We start from the raw sequence: 18,377 nt of genomic DNA on the forward strand, positions 1-18,377 counted from the left end.
AGGCTGCGCGCATGGGTGCAACCGCCATTCGCCGTCACCGGCTCGCCACGCGATTGTGGCACTGGCTCAACGCGGTCGCGGTGTTCGTGCTGATCGGCTCCGGGCTCGGCATCTCCAACGCGCACCCGCGGCTCTACTGGGGGCGCTATGGCGCGAACTTCGACGACGCCTGGGCGCAGCTGCCGCGCTTTCCCGCCTGGCTGACCATCCCGGCCAGCTACAATCTCGCGATCTCGCGGCGCTGGCACCTGTTCTTCGCGCTGGTGCTGGCCTTCTCGCTGCTCGGCTACCTGATCGTGAGCCTCCTCAACCGCCATATCCAGCGCGACCTGCGCCTGCGCCGCCGCGACCTCGCCCCGGCGCACATCGCCGCCGACGTGCGCGCGCACCTCGACCTGCGCTTCCACGATCCGGAGGCGCCGGGCGAGTATAACGTGCTGCAGAAGCTGAGCTACGTCGCGGTGATCTTCGTGCTGCTGCCGCTGGTGATCCTCACCGGGCTGGCGCTCTCGCCGGGGATGGACGCGGCCTGGCCGTGGCTGCTCGATGTCTTCGGCGGGCGCCAGTCGGCGCGCTCGCTCCACTTCCTCGCCATGGCGGGGCTGGCGCTGTTCACGGTCGTCCACCTGACGCTGGTGATCCTCGCCGGCGTCGGCAACGAGCTGCGCTCGATGATCACCGGCTGGTGGCGGGTGCCAGAATGATGTGGCGCCGGCGCCAGCTGCTCGCGCGGGGCGCTGCGGGGGGGAGCGCGCTGCTGCTCGGCGCGTGCGACCGAGTCGTCCAGCAGCCCGAGGTCCGCACCATCCTGTTCAAGGGCGAGGACATCCACCGCGGGCTCCAGCGCGCCCTGTTCGATCGCGACGCGCTCGCCCCCGAGTTCCGCCCCGAGCAGATGTCGCCGCGCTTCCGCACCAACGGCACGCGCGACCCGGGCACCGACGCGTACGCCGCGTTGCGCGCCGGGCGCTTCGCCGACTGGCGGCTGGCGGTCGACGGGCTGGTGGCGCGCCCGCTCGCGCTGTCGTTGAGCGAGCTCGGCGCTTTCCCGCAGCGCGCGCAGATCACGCGGCACGACTGCGTCGAGGGGTGGAGCGCGATCGGCAAATGGCAGGGGCCGCGGCTCGCCGACGTGCTCCGCGCCGCGGTGCTGAGCGACCGCGCGCGCTACCTCGTCTTCACCTGCGCGGACTATTACGGCGGTGCGCCCTATTACGAGTCGATCGACCTGGTGGACGCCTTCCACCCGCAGACGATTCTCGCCTGGGCGATGAACGACCGCTTCCTCGACGTCGGCCACGGCGCGCCGCTGCGGCTGCGGGTCGAGCGCCAGCTCGGCTACAAGCAGGCCAAGTATCTCATGCGAGTCACCGCGGTGGAGTCGCTCGCGGGCGTCGGGAAGGGGCGCGGGGGCTATTGGGAAGACAATGTCGACTACGACTGGTGGGCGGGGATCTGAGATCCTGTAAATTCCTACCCGCTAGCGGGTAGGATTTTGATCGTTCGTCCGCCCGTCTCCCCGCCGCCGCAGCGCGACGACGTAGACCACCACCGCGACGCCCGCGAACAGGAACCACTGCACCGCATAAGCGAGGTGGTTGTTGGGCACGCTCGCGGGATCGGGCGGTGTGTTCGCCGCCAGCCCCGTCGCGGGGCGGTCGCTCACCAGCATCAGCTCGCGCGCGCGCGGCGCCATCACCGTCGCGATCAGCGGGCGCGAGTCGGGCGCATGGGCGACCCAGCCGCTCACCGCGCCGCCGCGCCACACCGGTGTCGCCTTGACGTCGCGCGTCGTGCCGATCTGCACCCGCAGCCCCGGTCCCTCGGCGCCGGTGCGGCACATCGCGATCACGCGGAACCCCGCCGCGCCCGCCCCCGCGCGCTCGAACCCGACCGGCTGGAGGCAGAAGGCGCTCGCGCGGCGGAACAGCAACGTCTCGTCAGGGAAGCGCGGGAAGGCGACCGCGGGCAGGCGTGGGTTGGCGGCGAGCTGCGCCAGCAGCGCCTCCTTCTGCGGCTTTCGCTCGAGCAGCTGCCACAGCCCCAGCGCCACCATCGCCGCCGCGGCGAGCGCGACCAGCAGCGTCGGCACGATCGGCACGCGCCTCATTCCGTCACCCGCCCCTCGCGCGCGGCGTCGCGATACTCGGCCGCGATCAGCCAGCCCTTCGCCAGCCGCAGCGAGCCGATCACCCCGGCGAGCGTCAGCGGCACCCACAGCAGCGCGTGAACCCACCAGGGCGGGGCCAGCGAGAGCTCGAGCGTGATCGCCAGCGCGACCACGATCGTGCCCCAGATCAGGGTGAGGAAAGCGGCGGGGCCGTCACCGACGTTGAAGTCGGCGACGCGAAGCCCGCAGGCGCCGCACCGCTCGGCGAAGCGCAACAGGCCCGCGAACAATGTCGGCGCGCCGCAGCGCGGGCACAGTCCCTTCAGCCCGACGTCGAGCGGGCGCGGCGCGATCCGCTCCTCGCCCGACACGCGGCTCAGCCCGCGTGGACCGGCGCGCCCCAGCCACCCCAGACGTAGATGGTGACGAACAGGAACAGCCACACGACGTCGACGAAGTGCCAGTACCAGGCGGCCGCCTCGAAGCCGAAATGCTGCCGTGGCGTGAAGGCGCCGTTGTAGGCGCGGATCAGGTTCACGATCAGGAAGATCGTGCCGACCAGCACGTGGAAGCCGTGGAAGCCGGTCGCCATGAAGAAGGCGGCGCCGTAGTTGATGCCCTTGAACGGGAAGGGCGCGTGCATGTACTCATAGGCCTGGATGCTGCTGAACAGCACGCCGAGCACCACCGTCAGCCACAGGCCCTTGAGCACGCCGTCGCGGTCGCCGACGCCGAGCAGCCCCCAGAAGCCGCGCTTCTCGCCGCCGCGCTGGTCGTGGATCAGCGCGTGGTGCGCCCACGTCACCGTGGTGCCCGAGCACAGCAGGATCAGCGTGTTGAGCAGCGGGAACTCGAAGGGGTTGATCACCTCCAGCCCCTTGGGCGGCCATGTCGCGGCGATCGCCGCGGCACCCTCGGCGGCACGCTCCACCTGGCCGTCGACGATCGACATCGCGGTGGGGAACAGCGAGAAGTCGAAGAAGGCCCAGAACCAGCCGACGAAGAACATCACCTCGGAGGCGATGAACAGGATCATGCCGTAGCGGAAATGCAACTGCACCACCGGCGTGTGGTCGCCCGCGTGCGCCTCGCGGATCACCTGGTGCCACCAGCCGTACATGCAGAACAGCACCGCGGCGAGGCCGATCAGGAAGACCCAGCCGCCCGCGGTGGCGGAGTGCATGTACATGATGCCGCCGGTCGCCAGCACCAGCGCCGCCATCGAGCTGAGCAGCGGCCACGGGCTGGGCGGCAGGATGTGGTACTCGTGGTTCTTGGCACCCGCCATGCGCGGCTCTCCCCGTTACGCTTATCGGCTCTCGTCTAGCCCGCTCGCCCGGCGGAATCCACCGGGTAAAATGTGTAGGAGAGCGTGATCGTCTGCACGTCCTTGGTGTCCGGATCGGTGAGGATCGCGGGATCGACGTAGAAGATCACTGGCATGCGCTGCGACTCGCCCGCCTTGAGCGTCTGCTGGGTGAAGCAGAAGCACTGGATCTTGGTGAAATATTTGCCCGCGACCGCGGGGGTGACGTTGTAGGTCGCGGTGCCCGTCGTCTCCTGCGCGGCGCGGCTGGTCGCGGCGAAGAAGGCCATGTCGCGCGCGCCGATCTCCACCACCTCCTGCTCGCGCTCGGGCTGGAAGCGCCACGGCAGCTTGGGGCTGGTGTTGGCGTCGAACGCGATCGTGATCGAGCGGTGGACGCCGCCCGGCGCGCGCTCGGCGCGGCCGGTGGTGCCGTTGAGCCCGGTCGCCTGGCAGAACAGCCGGTAGAGCGGCACGCTGGCGAAGGCGAGCCCGGTCATGAAGCAGATGCCGAGCACCGCCAGCAGCGCGGTGCGGCCGGTGCGCGTGAGCCCCAGGAACGGCCGCGGCACGCTCAATGCCCCATGCCCTGGTGGATCTTGGCGATGGTGATGAAGAAGATCAGCACCACGAAGGCGGCGAGCAGCACCGCCACCACGATCGCGCGCGCCTTCTGCCGCTTCTGGACGAGCTGCTGTTCCTCCGGCGTCATGCCACCCACCGATCCACCACGAGCGCTCCGAATACGACGAACAGGTACAGGATCGAGAAGCCGAACAGTTGCTTCTCGTGACGCATCGGCTTCACCGCATCGGTCCGACCGGCGGCGACCAAGGCGGCGAGCAGCGCGAACACCGCGGTCATCGCGGTCGCCACCACGCCATAGACCGGCCCCGCGAGCCCGAGCGGCCAGGGCGCCACCGCCACCAGCGCCATCGGGATGGTGTACAGCCCGATCTGGCGCCGCGTGACGCGCTCGCCCGCCACCACGGGGAGCATCGGCACGCCCGCGTTGGCGTAGTCCGTCTTCACGAACAGCGCGAGCGCCCAGAAATGCGGCGGGGTCCACAGGAACACCAGAGCGAACAGCAGCAGCGGCAGCAGCGCCACCTCGCCCGTCGCCGCGGCCCAGCCGATCAGCGGCGGGAAGGCGCCCGCGGCGCCGCCGATCACGATATTCTGCGGCGTGCGGCGCTTCAGCCACACGGTGTAGATCAGCACGTAGAACAGGATCGAGACCGTGAGGATCGCCGCCGCGGCGAGGTTCACCGCCAGCCCCATCAGGATCACCGAGAAGGCACCGAGCCCGACGCCGAAGTGCAGCGCCGACTGCCGCTCCATTCGCCCCGCGGGCAGCGGGCGCGCCGCGGTGCGCTTCATCACCGCGTCGAGATCAGCCTCATACCATTGGTTGAGCGCCCCCGCCGCGCCGGCGCCGAGCGCGATGCACAGGATCGCGGTGAAGCCCAGCACCGGATCGACCGCCACCGGCGCCGCGAGCATCCCGCACAGGCCGGTGAACACGACGAGCGTCATCACGCGCGGCTTGGTCAGCGCGAGGAAGTCGCGCCAGTCGGCCGGCGGCAGGAGAGGGGCGGCGGTGGTCATCGCCCGCCGCTCCTACTCCGCTGGCGGGGCGAGGGAAAGGGCGCGCGCGTCGGCCGCGGCGACCTGCCCTAAACCCTCCGCCAGCGCGTCGAACACGGCGCGGTAGCGCGCGCCGCCGCGCAGGTCCTCGTGCATCACGATCCAGAGCGGCAGCGCCACGTCGAGTGCCTTGGGCAGCACACGCACCAGCGCCGGATCGCGCCGCGCCACCGCGGTCTGGCAGATGCCGATGCCGAACCCCGCCGTGATCGCCGCGACATGCGCCGCGTCGCTGTCGGTGCGCAGCGCGAAGGCGGTGCGGTCGAGCCCCGGCAGCCAGCGCGCCGCTGTGCCGCGGGTGAAGGCGGTCTCGGTGTCGGGACCGATCAGGTCGTGGTCGCGCAGGTCCGCGACGGTCGCGGGCATACCGCGCCGCGCGAGATAGTCGCGGTGTGCGTGGAAACCGAGCCGCACCGCGCCGACCCGCCGCGCCACCAGCGCCTGCTGCGCCGGCTCGACCATCCGCACCGCCACGTCGGCCTGGCGCTGGAGCAGGTCGTCGACCGAGTCGGTCAGCGCCAGCTCGACCGCCAGCCGCGGGTGCACGCGGCGCAGCGCGGCGAGGATCGGCGGCAGATGCCACACCCCCACCGCCTGGCTCGCGCTGACCCGTACCACGCCTTCGGGCTGGTCGGGCGACCCGCTCCCGGCGCGGCGCAACGCGGTCGCGGCGGCGACCAGCGCCTCGGCGTGCGGGCGCAGCGCGAGGGAGCGGTCGGTGGGTGAGAGGCCGCGCGGGGAGCGCACGAAGAGCGCGCCGCCCACCGCCTGCTCCAGCGCGGCGATATGCCGCGCGACGCTCGGCTGGGTCAGCCCGAGCGCACGCGCCGCGGCCGACAGCGAGCGTTCACGCAGTACCGCGGCGAAGCTGCGATAGACGTCCCAGCTCGGTTCCTGGCTCATCGATTCGCGTATAGCAGACCGCCGGTATTCGGCAATTTTCGATGAGCGCGACGCTCGCCATCCTCGCCACGACACGAACGTGGAGAAGAGCGATGAGCAAGCGATTGGCCCTGATACTCGGCGCCACCGGCGGCATCGGCGGCGCTACCGCGCGGCGGCTGCTCGACGGCGGCTGGCTCGTCCGCGCGCTGCTGCGCGGCGACGCGGCGCAGCTGGACCCACGCTGCGAGCCGGTCCGCGGCGACGCGCGGGACGCCGCCGCGGTCGCCGCCGCCGCGGTCGGCGCGTCGACGATCGTCCACGCGGTCAACCCGCCGGGCTATCGCGACTGGGCCGGCCAGGTGCTGCCCATGCTCGACAGCACGATCGCCGCGGCGCGCGCGACCGGCGCGCGGGTGGTGCTCCCGGGAACGGTCTACAATTACGGCCGCGACGCCTTCCCGCTGGTCGCGGAGGACGCGCCGCAGCGGCCGGTCACGCGCAAGGGCGCGATCCGGGTCGAGCTGGAGCGGCGGCTCGAGGCGCTGGCGGCGAGCGGCGCGGCGCCGGTGCTGATCGTGCGCGCGGGCGACTTCTTCGGGCCGGGCGCCGCGAACAACTGGTTCGCGCAGGGGCTGGTGACGCCGGGGGCGCGCCCGCGCGTGGTGCGCCAGCCAGGGCAGCGCGGCGTCGGGCATGCCTGGGCCTATCTGCCCGACGTGGCGGAGACGATCGCGCAACTGCTCGATCGCGACGACCTGCCCGCCTTCGCGCGCTACCATCTCGACGGCCAGTGGGACGCCGACGGACGAGCGATGGTCGAGGCGATCGTGCGCGTGCTCGGCGACCCGGCGGTGCCGATCCGCCGGCTACCCTGGTGGCAGCTGCGCCTCGCCGCGCTGGTGGCGGAGACGCCGCGCGAACTGATGGAGATGCGCTACCTGTGGGAGCGCCCGGTCCGGCTCGACAACACGCGGCTGGTCGCGACCCTCGGCGAGGAGCCGCGCACGCCGCTGCTCGACGCGGTGCGCGCGACGCTGGCCAGCCTGGGTTGCGTGTGAGCGCCGTCTAGGCGGCGACCGCGCCCGCGGCGAACTGCGCGCGCAGGTCGGCGAGCGTCCCCGCGATATGATCGTGGAGCAGGCGCTCGTGCGCGTCGGCGTCGCGCGCCATCCAGCTGTCGATCAGTCCCTGGTGCTCGACGTGCGCGCGCGCGTCGCGACCCGCCGGGGCGAGATGCGCGACGGTATAGCGCTCCGCCAGGATGCCGAGCCGCTCGACCAGAGATGTGGTCAGCCGCCGTCCGCCGGGGCGCACCAGCGCGATGTGGAACACGCGGTTGCGCACCGCCACCTCGGCGAGGTTGCTCGAGGCCGCCTCGTCGAGCGCGTGGAACGCCGCCAATGCCGCCTGTCGCCCTCCCTCGTCCGCCGCCAGCGCCGCGCTCGCCGACGCCGCGGGCTCGATCGAGAGGCGCAGCGCGAAGATCTCGTCGGCCTGCGCGGCTGACATCGGCTGCACCGAGTAACCGCGATTGGCCTGGCTCGACAGCAGCCCCTCCTGCTCGAGCCGCGCCAGCGCCTCGCGCAGCGGGATCTTGCTGACGCCCAGCTCGCCGGCGAGGGCGTCCTGGCGGATCGGCATATTGCCGCGCAGCTCGCCGGTGACGATACGCTCGCGCACGATCTCGAAGACGCGATCGGACAGGGTGCGGGCGATGATGCTCACAGACATGATGGTCCTCGAAACGGCACACGGATGTGCGAGATCGGCGTATAATCTCAGATGCGTAGTTAACGATCAATCAACAAGGCCATGCAAGGCCTTGGAATGACTTGTGAGACGTCATCGTATACGATAGAGCCCCAGGGGTGAAGTGGTGGATGACCCAGCGTTGCGCATCCTGATCGTCGGAGCGGGCGTCGTCGGGCGCACGCTCGCGCTCGCCCTCGCGCGGCGAGGAGCCGCGGTGACGCTGCTCGACCAGCAGGCCGCCGCGCCCGCCGCCTCTTGGGGCAATGCCGGCCATATCGCCGTCGAGCAGGTCGAGCCGCTCGCCTCGGCCGCGACGCTGCGCGCCTTCCCGCGGCGGCTGTTCTGGCGCGGCGGGCCGCTCAGCCTTCCGCCGGCGCAGGCGCGCGACTGGCTGCCCTTCGCGCTGCGGCTGGCCTGGGCGTCGCGGCCGGTGCAGCACCGCCGCGGCCGCGACGCGCTGGGCGCGCTGCTCGCCGGGGCGCTGCCGGCGTGGCATCGGCTCGCCGGCGCGCTCGGCGACGCGACGCTGGTACGTGCCGACGGTCACCTCGTCGCCTGGGAGAGCGACGCGAGCGCGGCGCGGGGCCGCGCGGCGTGGCAGGCGGCAGATACCGGCACGGCGACCGTCCACGCCGCCGACACCGCGACGCTGGCGCGCGTACGCGGGCTCGCGCCGGCCGTGACCGACGCGATCCGCTTCGCTGGCAGCGCGCAGGTGAGCGATCTCGACCGGCTCGCCGCCGCGCTCGACGCCGCGCTCGACGCGGCCGGCGTGGCGCGCGCGACCGGCCAGGCGACGATCGAGCGCAGCGGCGACCGGGTCGCGGTGCCGGGCCATCCCGCCGACTTTGTGGTGGTTGCCGCCGGGGTCGGCGCGCGCGCGCTGATGGCTGCGGCGGGCGAGCGCGCGCCGCTGATCGCCGAGCGCGGCTATCACGTCCGCGCCGCCGGCCACCGTTGGCCCGCCGACCTGCCCCCGATCGTGTTCGAGGACCGCTCGATCATCGCCACGCGTTACGCCGACCGTGTCCAGCTCGCCGGCTTCGTCGAGTTCGGGCGCGCCGACGCCCCGCCCGACGCGCGCAAGTGGCAGCGGCTCGAGGCGCATGCCGCCGCGCTCGGCCTGCCGCTCGCCGCGCCGTTCGAGCGCTGGATGGGTGCGCGCCCGACCTTGCCCGACTACCTCCCCGCGATCGGCCGCTCGACCCGCGCCCCCAACCTGTTTTATTCCTTCGGCCACCAGCATCTCGGGCTGACGCTCGCGCCGGTCACCGCCGAGCTGCTGGCCGACACGATCGCGGGCGCGGCGCCGGCGATCGATCTCGCACCCTATGACCTCCGCCGTTTCGGGACGCTCGCATGACCATCGGCACCTCCGACCCCGCGACCGAGCTCGCCGCGATCCGCCCCGCGCCGCCGGTGCCGCCGATCGCCGCGGCCGAGCATCTCGCGCGGCTCGATCGCGCGCGCGCGCTGGCGAGTGCGCTCGGCGTCGAGGCGCTGCTGGTCGGCGCGGGTGCCAGCCTGCGCTATTTCACCGGGGTGAGCTGGGGCGCGACCGAGCGGATGGTGGCGCTGCTGCTGCCGGTCAGCGGCGACCCGCTGATGATCTGCCCGGCGTTCGAGCAGGGCTCGCTCACCGCCGAGCTCGCGATCCCCGCCGCGGTGGCGCTGTGGGAGGAGGACGAGGATCCGGTCGCTCTGGTGGCGGGCGCGCTCGCGCCGGGCGCGCGACTCGCGCTCGACCCGCTGCTGCCGTTCGGCTGGGGCGAGAAGGTGCGCGGCACCGGGCTGGCGGTGAGCGACGGCGCGGCGGTGATCGACCGCTGCCGCATGATCAAGTCGGCTGCCGAGCTCGCCTGCCTCGCCGCCGCCAAGGCGATGACGCTGGAAGTCCAGCGCCGCGCCGCCGCGATCCTTCGTCCCGGCATCGCCGCGAGCGAGGTGAAGCGCTTCATCGACGCGGCGCACCAGGCGATCGGCGGTGGCGGCTCGTTCTTCTGCGCGGTGCAGTTCGGCGAGGCGACGGCCTATCCGCACGGCCTGCCCGGCGACCAGCTGCTCGAGGAGGATCAGCTGGTGCTGGTCGACACCGGCTGCCGCGTCCACGGCTACCATTCCGACATCACGCGCACCTACGCCTTCGGCCGCGTCGCGCCCGAGGTGCACGAGACCTTCGCCGTCGAGCGCGAGGCGCAGGCCGCGGCCTTCGCTGCGGTGCGGCCGGGGGTGACGTGCGAGGCGGTGGACGCCGCGGCGCGTGCGGTGCTGGAGCGCGCCGGGCTGGGACCGGGCTATCGCCTGCCAGGTCTGCCGCACCGGACCGGGCACGGTATCGGTCTGTCGATCCACGAGCCCGCCTATCTGGTGCGCGGCGACCAGACGCCGCTGGAGCCGGGGATGTGCTTCTCCAACGAGCCGATGATCGTCGTGCCCGAGCGCTTCGGCGTGCGGCTGGAGGACCATTTCCGCGTCACCGCCGACGGCGCGGCCTGGTTCACGCCGCCGCAGGAGTCGCTCGAGCGGCCGTTCGGCTGAGGCGGGGCCGCCCGCAGTCGAGGCGGCCGCCGGCGCAGCCTTTCCTCAGCGCGAGCGGAGCAAGTGTTTCACGTCGGCCCGCGCGCGTCCCGGACTGCATCGACTCTCAGCTTTGTCTCCCAAGGAAGGCTTCCGCTGCGAGATACTTCTTCGTCATCCCGGACTTGGTCTGGGATCCACCCTGCCGCGCATCCCGAAGGCGTCGATCCCGCGGACGGGTGGATCCCGGAACAAGTCCGGGATGACGGAAGGATAGGAGTATTCCGGAGGTCGCAGCGGCATCCGTGCAGGCGAGGGTCGTCAGCGCGTCGCCTGCATATCGATTTTGCTAGATCAGGTCCTCCACGCGCGGTATGATGGTGCGCTCCACCGCCTCGTAGTAGATCTCGATCGTGTCCTCGCCCGGGTCGCGGAGCCGTGCGCGGACCTTCTCCACCGGGGAGACGGTGATCGCGCCGAGGTCGAGCGCCGGCGCGAACCCCGGCCGGCCGCCGCCGAACAGGCTCAGGAATCCGCGCTTGGCCGGCGCCGCTGGCGTGTCGCGCCAGCGCCCGCCGAGCTGCCGGCGGATCACCTCGCCGACGTAGCAGCCGGCCTCGGTCGCGACGACCGCCCCCTTGCCTCTCGCCCGCCGCCGCGCGTCGAGCAGGCGATCGACCGCCGCCAGGCTGTCGGCCGAGTAATCGAGCGGCTCGCCCCGGTGCGCCGCCGCGAACCGTTCCGCCAGCCGCGCTACGTCCCCCATCGTCATCACCCTGTCCCTCGTGGCACCAGCGCTCATTATAGGCGCGGCGCACGCGAGGTCGGGCCGCGCGTCACACCAGCACGTCGGCGGCGACGCGGATCACGCGCTCGACCCGCGCGCCGGTCGCCGCCTCCTCGTTGGAGAAGCCGTCGCGCAGTGCGAGCGCGCCGAAGTCGAGCCCGGTGGCGCGCTCCACCGCGGCGACCGAGCGCTGATAGGTCTTGTACGGCCCGAAGATCAGCTCGACGCGGCCGAGGTCGACGTCATGGTCGATCATATAGGCGGTCGCGGAGGGCGTGCCGTCGTCGTGGACGAAGGCGATCACCTTCCAATAGGCCAGTGGGATGGCGACGCCGCGGTAGACGGGGTCGTCGGCGCGGAACACCGGACCGGTGAAGACGCTGGCGCGCTCGCGCTGGCGCCGCGTGTTGCCCAGCACCAGGTCCTCCAGCCCGAGCCAGGTCTGCTGGTTGTAGGCGGAGAGCTGCGGCGCGCAATTGGTGAAGTGGAAGGTGTCTCGATTGGCCGTGGCGGCGTCGGCGCCCCAGTTTGGGTCCTCGCGCCGCACCAGATGACCGCGGTCGAAGTCGTTGTCGGCGTACAGCTCCTCGCCGACCTGCGCGTCGGCGGGGAGGCGGCCGTCCAGCGCCCAGGGATCGCCGCCGCGCGGCACCGACACGCTCTGCGCGCCGTCGAGGTTGGCCGCGGTGAACAGCGCGAGGCGACGGCTGGCGGAGAGGACGAGCGAGAAATGCGTATAGTCGAGCCGCCCGTCGTCGCGCCCCGGCACCGCGCGCACGTCGCTGCGCACCCCGGCGGTGGAGGGCAGTGCCACCGCGAAGTCGGGGAGATGCGCGGGGTCGTAGCCGGCGCGGCCGGCGAAGTCGCTCGCCGGCGTGGTCCGCGCCAGTGCCGGAGCGAGGGTCGGTGCGACCGGCGCGGCCACGAGCGGGCGCAGGTCGTGCAGGCGGGGGCGGTAGGACGAGATCGGCACAATCGGTCTCCTGCGCTGAGCGGCGGACCGACCCGGTATAGCGATTTGCGTGACGGCGCCGCGACGATGCGAAGAGCTGAGATCCTCCCCGGAAGGGGGAGGGGGACCGCGCCGCGCAGCGGCGTGGTGGAGGGGCTCTCCACCAACGCTTCGGCGTATCCGCGAAAACTCCCCTTCCACCAGCCTGCGGCTGGACCCCTCCCGGTGCCGGGGAGGATCGATCACAGCGTCAGAACTCCGCGGACAGTCCCGCGAAGAAGCTCCGCCCCGCGACGTCGTACACGCCGGGATAGATGTTGCCGTTGCCGAACGCCGACAGCAGCCCCTGGACGATCGCGGGCGGATCGCGGTCGAGCAGGTTGTTCACGCCGAGACGCAGGCTCACGCCCTCGCGCACGGTAGCGGTGAAGGCGAGGTCGAAGTAATTGTACGTGCCGATGCGCGAGTTGAGCGTGTAGGCGTCGCCCGCCAGGAACGGGTCGGCGGTGTTGCTGCTCAGCCGCGTGGCGCCGATGTAGCGCCAGTTGAGCGACACCGCGCCTTTGTCGTCGGGGGTGGTCCAGGTCAGCCGCGCCTGGTGGCGCCACTCGGGGCTGGGCTGGCCGCAGGTCGGGCCGAACAGCCCCTTGCAGTCGTAGGAGCCGAGCCCCGGCAGCGGCTCGGTGACCAACTCGTTGAGCCAGGTCCCGACCAGCGACAGGTCGACGCGGCCGAGCCCGCCCACCGGCACCGCGGCGTTGAGCCCGAGGTCGATGCCCGAGGTCTGGAGCGAGCCGGTGTTCTGCGTGGTCGACACGACATAGCCGTTCTCGCCGAACAGCGCGCCGTTGCGCGGGTCGCGCTTGAACAGCGAGCAGAAGAACGGATCGCCGGTGGCGACGCACTGGCTGATCGTCAGCGAGGTCGGGATCGAGGCGATGTAGTCGCGCACCTTGATGTTGAAATAGTCGACCGACAGCGACACGCCGCGCAGGAACGAGGGCGAGAGCACCACGCCCGCGGTATAGGTGTCCGCCTCCTCGGGGCGCAGCGCGGGGTTGCCGCCGCCCAGCGCCGAGCAGACGTCGGTCGGGCAGGCGATGATGCGGCCATATTGCGCGGCGGTGACGCCGGTGAGCGCGCAGCGCTCGGCGCTGGCGAGCGGGGTCGCGCCCGAGCACGGGTCCTGCGCCGAGACGTTGCCGATCTGCTGGCCCGCGAACAGCTCGCTGATATTGGGTGCGCGGATCGCGCGATTGTAGCTGCCGCGCAGGCGAAGCGCGCGGATCGGCGCCCAGGAGACCTCGCCCTTGTAGGTCGACACGCCCTTCGACAGGTTGCTGTAGTCGGAGTAGCGATAGCCGCCGGTGATCGACAGTTCCTCGGCGAAGGGGCGGTTCTCCGCGATCGGCAGTCGCACCTCGGAGAAGAACTCGGTGACGTGGAACTGGCCGAACGACTCGGTGGTGCCCTTCTGCTGCGACAGCGCGTCGGCGGTGAAGCGCAATTTCTCGCGGCGATGCTCGACGCCGAGCACCACGCCCAGCCCCTGGTCCGCCCAGGGCAGCTTGACGCCGTAGCTGGTGAGATCGGCGTTGATCGAGCCGCTGTACACCTGCTCCTCGTCGAGCCCGCGCGTCGACGACGGCTGATAGATGTAGCCGAAGGCGGAATCCGCGATGCCGTTGTAGCGGAACACGTCGAGCGGCACGCAGTCCGGATCGCTGCCGTTCACCACCGAGGTGCAGGTCGGCGTGCCGTTGACCGAGACGACCTGGAGCCCGCGGTTCGCGCGCGCCGAGTCGATGTCGTTCATGTAGGTCTCGCGGAACAAGGCGCGCGAGTAGAGCCCGCTGACGTCATAGCCGATGCCGCGCGCGATCTCGCCGCGCAGCCCCGCGGTGGCGCGATAGTCGATGCGGCGCAGGTCGTCGCGGCGCGGCCGCGCGTTGCCCGCGACCGGGCGATAGCCGATGAACAGGTCCTGCGTCGCGCCGCTGCCGTAGGCGCTGCCGCACAAGAGCTGACCCTGCTGCTGGCCGAGTAGCGGGTTGTCGCAGTTGATCGTGTAGGTCGTTCCCTGGAACAGCGCCGACGGCGCCACCTGCGAGAAGGTATGGTCGTCCATGAACATCGCGCTGCCGTACAGCTCGGCGGCGGGGTCGAACTCATATCTGGCGAAGCCGCCAGCGGTGTAACGCACGTCGGAGCGCTGGAAGTAATTGAGTGGCGCGGTGTTGTAGCGGAAGCTCGAGTTATACGGCACCCAGGTCTTCTGCCCGTCGCGGGTGTTGTTATAGGCGGTGCCGGCGTTGGGGCCGGTGAGCGGCTGGAACAGGCCGTACATGTTGTTGCTCGACCCGCCGCAGGCGTAAGCGCTGTTGTTGTCGGTCGGGTCGAGCGCGCAGGCGGAGACGTCGCGGTTGGCCTGGATGATCGGCTTGACGTCACGATAGCCGAAGTAAGCGGTGATGTTGCCGCGGTCCCCCAGGTTCTTGCCGACCGCGAGGTTGGCGTCGAGCCGCTGGCCGTCGACCGGCGAGTTGGGCGCGTTGGCATAGCCGTTGCGGCGCACGAGGTCGCGCAGGCCGCTGTTGTCATTGTGGTGCGCGGCGAAGCCGTACTGGACGTCGCCGCGGACGCCGTCGAGGTCGTCGCGCAGGATGAAGTTGACCACGCCCGAGATCGCGTCCGACCCGTATACCGCCGAGGCGCCGCCGGTGACGACGTCGATCCGCTGCACCATGAAGCCGGGAATGAAGTTGACGTCGTTGGCCTGCACCGGCAGCAGCCGCTGGCCGTTGACCAGGATCAGGTTCCGGTTGTCGCCGAGGTTGCGCAGGTTGATCCGCGCGGTGCCGTCCGATCCGTTGGAGACATTCTCGTTCGCCGCCGCGGTGACCTGGGGCAGGCGGTTGATCACGTTCTCGATGTTGGTCGCGCCCTGGAGTCGGATCTCGGCGGCGCTGACGTCGGTGATCGGGCTGTTGCTCTGGAGTCCGGGCTGGCGGAGCCGAGTCCCCGTGACGGTGACCTCGCCGCCGGCGGGCTCCGGGTCGGCCGGGGCGGGCGCGGTGGTGATGGAGGGCTCGCCCGCGGGTGGCTGCGCCTGCGGGGCCTGGGCGTGCGCGGCGCCGGCGAGGGCGAGTGCGACAGGCGCGGTGGAGCGCAGCAGACGGTGAGCGAGCATCGGCGAGGTCCCCTATTTCCCTGCCGCGACCGTGTCGTATACTGTTTCACATTGCAAATATGTTATACAAAGATGTCGCTCAGAGTGCGCAGGCAGGCGCGAGCGGGCCTGCCTGCGCATCTTTGATGCGTCGAAAGCCATGTCGCTCAGTCCAGGAGCGGACCGCCGGCGCTCATCCCCGCACGAACGCGAGCAGGTCGGCGTTGAGCACCTCGTGGTTCACGGTCAGCATGCCGTGCGAGTAGCCCGGATAGATCTTGAGCGTGGCGTGGGGGACCAGCTCGGCCGAGAGCACGCCGGCGTTCTGGTAGGGGACGATCTGGTCGTCGTCGCCGTGCAGCACCAGGGTCGGCACCGTGATCGCGCGCAGGTCGTCGGTCTGGTCGGTCTCCGAGAAGGCCTTGATGCCCTCATAGTGTGCCTGCGCGCTGCCCATCATCCCCTGGCGCCACCAATTGTCGACCACCGCGGGCCTGGCCTCGGCGCCGTCGCGGTTGAAGCCGTAGAAGGGGCCGGCGGGCAGGTCGCGGTAGAAGGAGGCGCGGTCGGCGGCGAGCGCGGCGCGCAACCCGTCGAACACCGCGATCGGCAACCCGCCGGGATAAAGCTCGGTCTTGACCATGATCGGGGGCACCGCGCTGACCAGCACCGCCTTGGCGACGCGGCCCTGCGGCAGGCCGTGGCGCGCGACATAGGCGGCGACCTCGCCGCCCCCGGTCGAGTGGCCGATATGGATCGCGTTCCGCAGGTCGAGGTGCTCGGCGACCGCGGCGGCGTCGGCGGCATAGGTGGCCATGTCATGGCCGTGATCGACCTGCGCCGAGCGGCCGTGTCCGCGGCGGTCATGCGCGATCACGCGATAGCCCCGCGCCAGGAAGAACAGCATCTGATTGTCCCAGTCGTCCGACGACAGCGGCCAGCCGTGGTGGAACATGATCGACTGCGCGTCCCTGGCACCCCAGTCCTTGAAGAAGATCTCGGTACCGTCCTGCGTGGTGATCGTCGGCATGGCTCGCTCCCTGTCTCGTGACTGTCGCCGGAAGGCGTCCGGCGATCAGAGAGTTACGCCAGCGAATCGAGTCGAGGGAGCGCGATAAGGTCGCGCTATCCGTTCGAGAAAATCGAACGGGCGCGCGCCGCGGACGATCGGGCAAGCCTAGCGGACGAAGCGGTTACCGTCGTCGCGCCGGCCGCGCCATTTACGCCGCGGCATCGAACCGGAGGCACGATCCATGACATTCCCCGCCGCGCTCACCGACTATCGCCTGCTCGGCCGCTCCGGCCTGCGCGTCGCGCCGCTCGCGCTGGGCACGATGACCTTCGGTGCCGACTGGGGCTGGGGCGCCGAGGAGGCGGAGGCGCGGCGCATCCTCGACCTCTACCTCGACCGCGGCGGCAACCTGATCGACACCGCGGTGAACTATACCAACGGCGAGTCGGAGCGGCTGCTCGGCCGCTTCCTGCGCGGCCGGCGCGAGCGCGCGGTGCTCGCCACCAAGTTCACGATGGCGCGCGATCCGGCGGACCCCAACTCGGGCGGCAACCACCGGCTCAACCTGTTGCGCTCGGTCGAGGCGAGCCTGCGCCAGCTCGACACCGACCGGATCGACCTGCTCTACCTCCACGCCTGGGACTTCACCACCGGGCCCGACGAGGTGCTGCGTGCGCTCGACGATCTCGTCCGGGCGGGCAAGCTGGTCTATATCGGCCTGTGCAACACGCCGGCGTGGCGTGTGGCGCAGCTGCAGACGATCGCCGACCTGCGCGGCTGGTCGCCGCTGGTGGCGCTGCAGATCGAGTACAGCCTGGTTGAGCGCACCGTCGAGCACGAGCTGATGCCGATGGCGGAGGCGCTCGGGCTGGGCGTACTGCCCTGGTCGCCGCTCGGCGGCGGCATTCTCACCGGCAAGTACACGCGCGCCGACCTCTCCGACGAGAATGGCGCCGACGTCGCCGCGACGCGCAAGGGCGTGATCGCCTCGACCGGGCACCTCAACGAGCGCTCGCTCGCGATCGCCGAGGTGGTCGGCGCGGTGGCGGCGGAGACCGGGGCGTCGCGCTCGCAGGTTGCGCTCGCCTGGACGCTGCGCCACCCCGCGGTCACCGCCCCGGTGATGGGCGCACGGACGCTGGCGCAGGCCGAGGACAATCTCGGTGCGCTGGCGGTAGTGCTCGACGACGACCAGCTCGCGCGGCTCGACGCGGCGAGCCGGCCGGCGCCGATCTTCCCCGAGCGGTTCATCGGCCGGCCGATGGCGCAGCAGCTGATCTTCGGCGCGCACCCGGTGGCGATGCGGCGCTGAGCCGCGGCGGCGCGCTCAACCAGCCGCGGCGGCGGCGCGCAGCCGCCCGGCGTCGGCGGCGGGGGGCGCGCCGAACAGCCGCGCATAGTCGCGGCTGAACTGCGACGGGCTTTCATAGCCGACGCGATAGCCCGCGCTCGCCGCCTCGATCGCCTCGCTCAGCATCAGCCGCCGCGCCTCCTGCAGCCGCAGCCGGGTGCGGAAGGCGAGCGGGCTCAGTCCGGTCACCGCCTTGAAGTGATGGTGGAAGGCCGAGCGACTGAGCGCCGCCACCGCGGCCGCCTGGTCGACCGGGCAGCGCTCGCGATAATGGTCGCGGATCCAGCGGATGGCGCGGCCGATCTGGCTCAGCCGCGTGTCCGCTTGCGCGAGCTGGCGCAGCGCCGCTCCCTCGGGCGCGGCGAGCAGGCGATAGTGGATCTCGCGCCGCACCAGCGGCGCCAGCGCGGCGGCGTCGGCGGGCGTGTCGAGCAGCGCGACCAGTCGGGTGGCGGCGTCGAGCAGCGCGGGCGCGGTGATGCCGAGCGTCAGGCCCGGCGGCGCGACGACGTCGCCGCCCGGGATGCCGGGGTGGTCGAGCGCCAGCTCGGCGAGCTCGCGCGGGTCGAGGTCGAGCTGGAGGCTGAGATAGGGCGCCTCCCGCGACGCCGCGGTCACCGCGCCGACCACGGGCAGGCCGACCGAGGCGATCAGATGGTGCGCCGGATCATAGTCGTAGACCGCGGTGCCGAGCAGCGCGCGCTTGCGCCCCTGCGCGACGAAGCAGACGGTCGGCTCGTACACCACCGGCATCGGCAGCGTCGGCGTCGAGGCGCGGATCAGCGTCACGCCGGGGATGGCGGTGGCGACGGTGCCGTCCGCCGGCAGGTGCCGCGCGATCGCGCGCGCGAGCGGTTCGCTCTGGCTCATCGTCGCTCCGTGATGAGTC

Annotated in this window: 19 protein-coding genes; 6 read left to right on the forward strand and 13 right to left on the reverse strand. The window is 71.7% G+C overall.

All coding sequences use genetic code 11. The features are described 5' to 3' along the window. Window positions 1-11 precede the first annotated feature (11 nt). Both K7957_RS14125 and K7957_RS14130 read left to right on the forward strand, forming a co-directional pair. Window positions 12-704 carry a cytochrome b/b6 domain-containing protein gene (locus K7957_RS14125; protein WP_223012646.1) on the forward strand — a complete coding sequence of 231 codons (693 nt, stop codon included), beginning with the start codon at window positions 12-14 and terminating at the stop codon, window positions 702-704. Continuing rightward, the gene (locus K7957_RS14130; RefSeq protein WP_425517208.1) at window positions 701-1,459 is read left to right on the forward strand and encodes a molybdopterin-dependent oxidoreductase; all 759 of its coding nucleotides are present in this window, start codon (window positions 701-703) and stop codon (window positions 1,457-1,459) included. Before K7957_RS14125 ends, K7957_RS14130 begins: the two co-directional genes overlap by 4 nt. Window positions 1,460-1,480: 21 nt before the next feature. Here K7957_RS14130 and K7957_RS14135 read toward each other — a convergent pair whose 3' ends face one another. Genes K7957_RS14135 through K7957_RS14165 form a run of 7 tightly spaced genes read right to left on the reverse strand, consistent with a single transcriptional unit; the run spans window position 1,481 to window position 5,966 of the window. Next, the gene (locus K7957_RS14135) at window positions 1,481-2,110 is read right to left on the reverse strand and encodes an SURF1 family cytochrome oxidase biogenesis protein (RefSeq protein WP_223012647.1); all 630 of its coding nucleotides are present in this window, start codon (window positions 2,108-2,110) and stop codon (window positions 1,481-1,483) included. Then, window positions 2,107-2,481 (reverse strand): DUF983 domain-containing protein, encoded by a 375-nt coding sequence (locus tag K7957_RS14140; RefSeq protein WP_343228417.1) that lies wholly within the window; start codon window positions 2,479-2,481, stop codon window positions 2,107-2,109. Before K7957_RS14140 ends, K7957_RS14135 begins: the two co-directional genes overlap by 4 nt. A gap of 5 nt (window positions 2,482-2,486) precedes the next feature. Then, window positions 2,487-3,398 carry a cytochrome c oxidase subunit 3 gene (locus K7957_RS14145; RefSeq protein WP_223012648.1) on the reverse strand — a complete coding sequence of 304 codons (912 nt, stop codon included), beginning with the start codon at window positions 3,396-3,398 and terminating at the stop codon, window positions 2,487-2,489. A gap of 35 nt (window positions 3,399-3,433) precedes the next feature. Beyond that, window positions 3,434-3,988, reverse strand: coding sequence for a cytochrome c oxidase assembly protein (locus K7957_RS14150; RefSeq protein ID WP_343228418.1), 555 nt, complete (start codon window positions 3,986-3,988; stop codon window positions 3,434-3,436). Window positions 3,989-3,990: 2 nt separating this feature from the next. Beyond that, the gene (locus tag K7957_RS14155; protein WP_223012649.1) at window positions 3,991-4,128 is read right to left on the reverse strand and encodes a hypothetical protein; all 138 of its coding nucleotides are present in this window, start codon (window positions 4,126-4,128) and stop codon (window positions 3,991-3,993) included. Beyond that, entirely contained in the window at window positions 4,125-5,024 is a 900-nt protein-coding gene (locus K7957_RS14160) for a heme o synthase (protein ID WP_223012650.1), read from the reverse strand. Before K7957_RS14160 ends, K7957_RS14155 begins: the two co-directional genes overlap by 4 nt. A gap of 12 nt (window positions 5,025-5,036) precedes the next feature. After that, entirely contained in the window at window positions 5,037-5,966 is a 930-nt protein-coding gene (locus K7957_RS14165) for a LysR family transcriptional regulator (RefSeq protein ID WP_223012651.1), read from the reverse strand. Window positions 5,967-6,058: 92 nt separating this feature from the next. Here K7957_RS14165 and K7957_RS14170 point away from each other — a divergent pair, with 92 nt between their 5' ends. Continuing rightward, a complete protein-coding gene (locus tag K7957_RS14170) occupies window positions 6,059-7,006 on the forward strand; it encodes an NAD-dependent epimerase/dehydratase family protein (protein ID WP_223012652.1) in 948 nt (315 codons plus the stop codon). 7 nt (window positions 7,007-7,013) lie between these two features. Here K7957_RS14170 and K7957_RS14175 read toward each other — a convergent pair whose 3' ends face one another. After that, window positions 7,014-7,673, reverse strand: coding sequence for a GntR family transcriptional regulator (locus tag K7957_RS14175; RefSeq protein WP_223012653.1), 660 nt, complete (start codon window positions 7,671-7,673; stop codon window positions 7,014-7,016). A 151-nt stretch (window positions 7,674-7,824) separates the two neighbouring features. On the opposite strand from K7957_RS14175, the gene K7957_RS14180 reads away from it, so the two are divergent. Next, on the forward strand, window positions 7,825-9,063 hold the full coding sequence (locus K7957_RS14180; RefSeq protein WP_343228419.1) for an NAD(P)/FAD-dependent oxidoreductase: 1,239 nt from the start codon (window positions 7,825-7,827) through the stop codon (window positions 9,061-9,063). After that, window positions 9,060-10,238 carry a M24 family metallopeptidase gene (locus tag K7957_RS14185; protein WP_223012654.1) on the forward strand — a complete coding sequence of 393 codons (1,179 nt, stop codon included), beginning with the start codon at window positions 9,060-9,062 and terminating at the stop codon, window positions 10,236-10,238. The genes K7957_RS14180 and K7957_RS14185 overlap by 4 nt, the downstream gene beginning before the upstream one ends. Window positions 10,239-10,566: 328 nt before the next feature. Here the strand turns inward: K7957_RS14185 and K7957_RS14190 are convergent, their stop codons facing one another. From K7957_RS14190 to K7957_RS14205, 4 genes are all read right to left on the reverse strand, one after another. Beyond that, on the reverse strand, window positions 10,567-10,989 hold the full coding sequence (locus K7957_RS14190; protein WP_223012655.1) for a DUF6278 family protein: 423 nt from the start codon (window positions 10,987-10,989) through the stop codon (window positions 10,567-10,569). A gap of 64 nt (window positions 10,990-11,053) precedes the next feature. Further along, the gene (locus K7957_RS14195; RefSeq protein ID WP_343228420.1) at window positions 11,054-11,977 is read right to left on the reverse strand and encodes a DNA/RNA non-specific endonuclease; all 924 of its coding nucleotides are present in this window, start codon (window positions 11,975-11,977) and stop codon (window positions 11,054-11,056) included. A gap of 229 nt (window positions 11,978-12,206) precedes the next feature. Then, window positions 12,207-15,146, reverse strand: coding sequence for a TonB-dependent receptor domain-containing protein (locus tag K7957_RS14200; RefSeq protein ID WP_223012656.1), 2,940 nt, complete (start codon window positions 15,144-15,146; stop codon window positions 12,207-12,209). A 172-nt stretch (window positions 15,147-15,318) separates the two neighbouring features. Further along, on the reverse strand, window positions 15,319-16,155 hold the full coding sequence (locus tag K7957_RS14205) for an alpha/beta fold hydrolase (protein ID WP_223012657.1): 837 nt from the start codon (window positions 16,153-16,155) through the stop codon (window positions 15,319-15,321). 223 nt (window positions 16,156-16,378) lie between these two features. Between K7957_RS14205 and K7957_RS14210 the strand changes: the two genes are divergently transcribed. Then, on the forward strand, window positions 16,379-17,449 hold the full coding sequence (locus K7957_RS14210) for an aldo/keto reductase (protein WP_223012658.1): 1,071 nt from the start codon (window positions 16,379-16,381) through the stop codon (window positions 17,447-17,449). Window positions 17,450-17,464: 15 nt separating this feature from the next. On the opposite strand, the gene K7957_RS14215 is transcribed toward K7957_RS14210, so the two are convergent. Next, a complete protein-coding gene (locus K7957_RS14215) occupies window positions 17,465-18,358 on the reverse strand; it encodes an AraC family transcriptional regulator (protein WP_223012659.1) in 894 nt (297 codons plus the stop codon). Between the last annotated feature and the right edge of the window lie 19 nt (window positions 18,359-18,377).

It is taken from the genome of Sphingomonas yunnanensis, from assembly GCF_019898765.1.
Lineage (GTDB): Bacteria > Pseudomonadota > Alphaproteobacteria > Sphingomonadales > Sphingomonadaceae > Sphingomonas > Sphingomonas yunnanensis.

What these genes read in the sequence shown, in the direction of transcription:
- K7957_RS14125 (WP_223012646.1), top strand. Translation starts at nt 12, where the DNA reads ATGGGTGCAACCGCCATTCGCCGTCACCGGCTCGCCACGCGATTGTGG.
- K7957_RS14130 (WP_425517208.1), top strand. Translation starts at nt 701, where the DNA reads ATGATGTGGCGCCGGCGCCAGCTGCTCGCGCGGGGCGCTGCGGGGGGG.
- K7957_RS14135 (WP_223012647.1), bottom strand. Translation starts at nt 2,110, where the DNA reads ATGAGGCGCGTGCCGATCGTGCCGACGCTGCTGGTCGCGCTCGCCGCG.
- K7957_RS14145 (WP_223012648.1), bottom strand. Translation starts at nt 3,398, where the DNA reads ATGGCGGGTGCCAAGAACCACGAGTACCACATCCTGCCGCCCAGCCCG.
- K7957_RS14155 (WP_223012649.1), bottom strand. Translation starts at nt 4,128, where the DNA reads ATGACGCCGGAGGAACAGCAGCTCGTCCAGAAGCGGCAGAAGGCGCGC.
- K7957_RS14160 (WP_223012650.1), bottom strand. Translation starts at nt 5,024, where the DNA reads ATGACCACCGCCGCCCCTCTCCTGCCGCCGGCCGACTGGCGCGACTTC.
- K7957_RS14165 (WP_223012651.1), bottom strand. Translation starts at nt 5,966, where the DNA reads ATGAGCCAGGAACCGAGCTGGGACGTCTATCGCAGCTTCGCCGCGGTA.
- K7957_RS14170 (WP_223012652.1), top strand. Translation starts at nt 6,059, where the DNA reads ATGAGCAAGCGATTGGCCCTGATACTCGGCGCCACCGGCGGCATCGGC.
- K7957_RS14185 (WP_223012654.1), top strand. Translation starts at nt 9,060, where the DNA reads ATGACCATCGGCACCTCCGACCCCGCGACCGAGCTCGCCGCGATCCGC.
- K7957_RS14190 (WP_223012655.1), bottom strand. Translation starts at nt 10,989, where the DNA reads ATGACGATGGGGGACGTAGCGCGGCTGGCGGAACGGTTCGCGGCGGCG.
- K7957_RS14200 (WP_223012656.1), bottom strand. Translation starts at nt 15,146, where the DNA reads ATGCTCGCTCACCGTCTGCTGCGCTCCACCGCGCCTGTCGCACTCGCC.
- K7957_RS14205 (WP_223012657.1), bottom strand. Translation starts at nt 16,155, where the DNA reads ATGCCGACGATCACCACGCAGGACGGTACCGAGATCTTCTTCAAGGAC.
- K7957_RS14210 (WP_223012658.1), top strand. Translation starts at nt 16,379, where the DNA reads ATGACATTCCCCGCCGCGCTCACCGACTATCGCCTGCTCGGCCGCTCC.
- K7957_RS14215 (WP_223012659.1), bottom strand. Translation starts at nt 18,358, where the DNA reads ATGAGCCAGAGCGAACCGCTCGCGCGCGCGATCGCGCGGCACCTGCCG.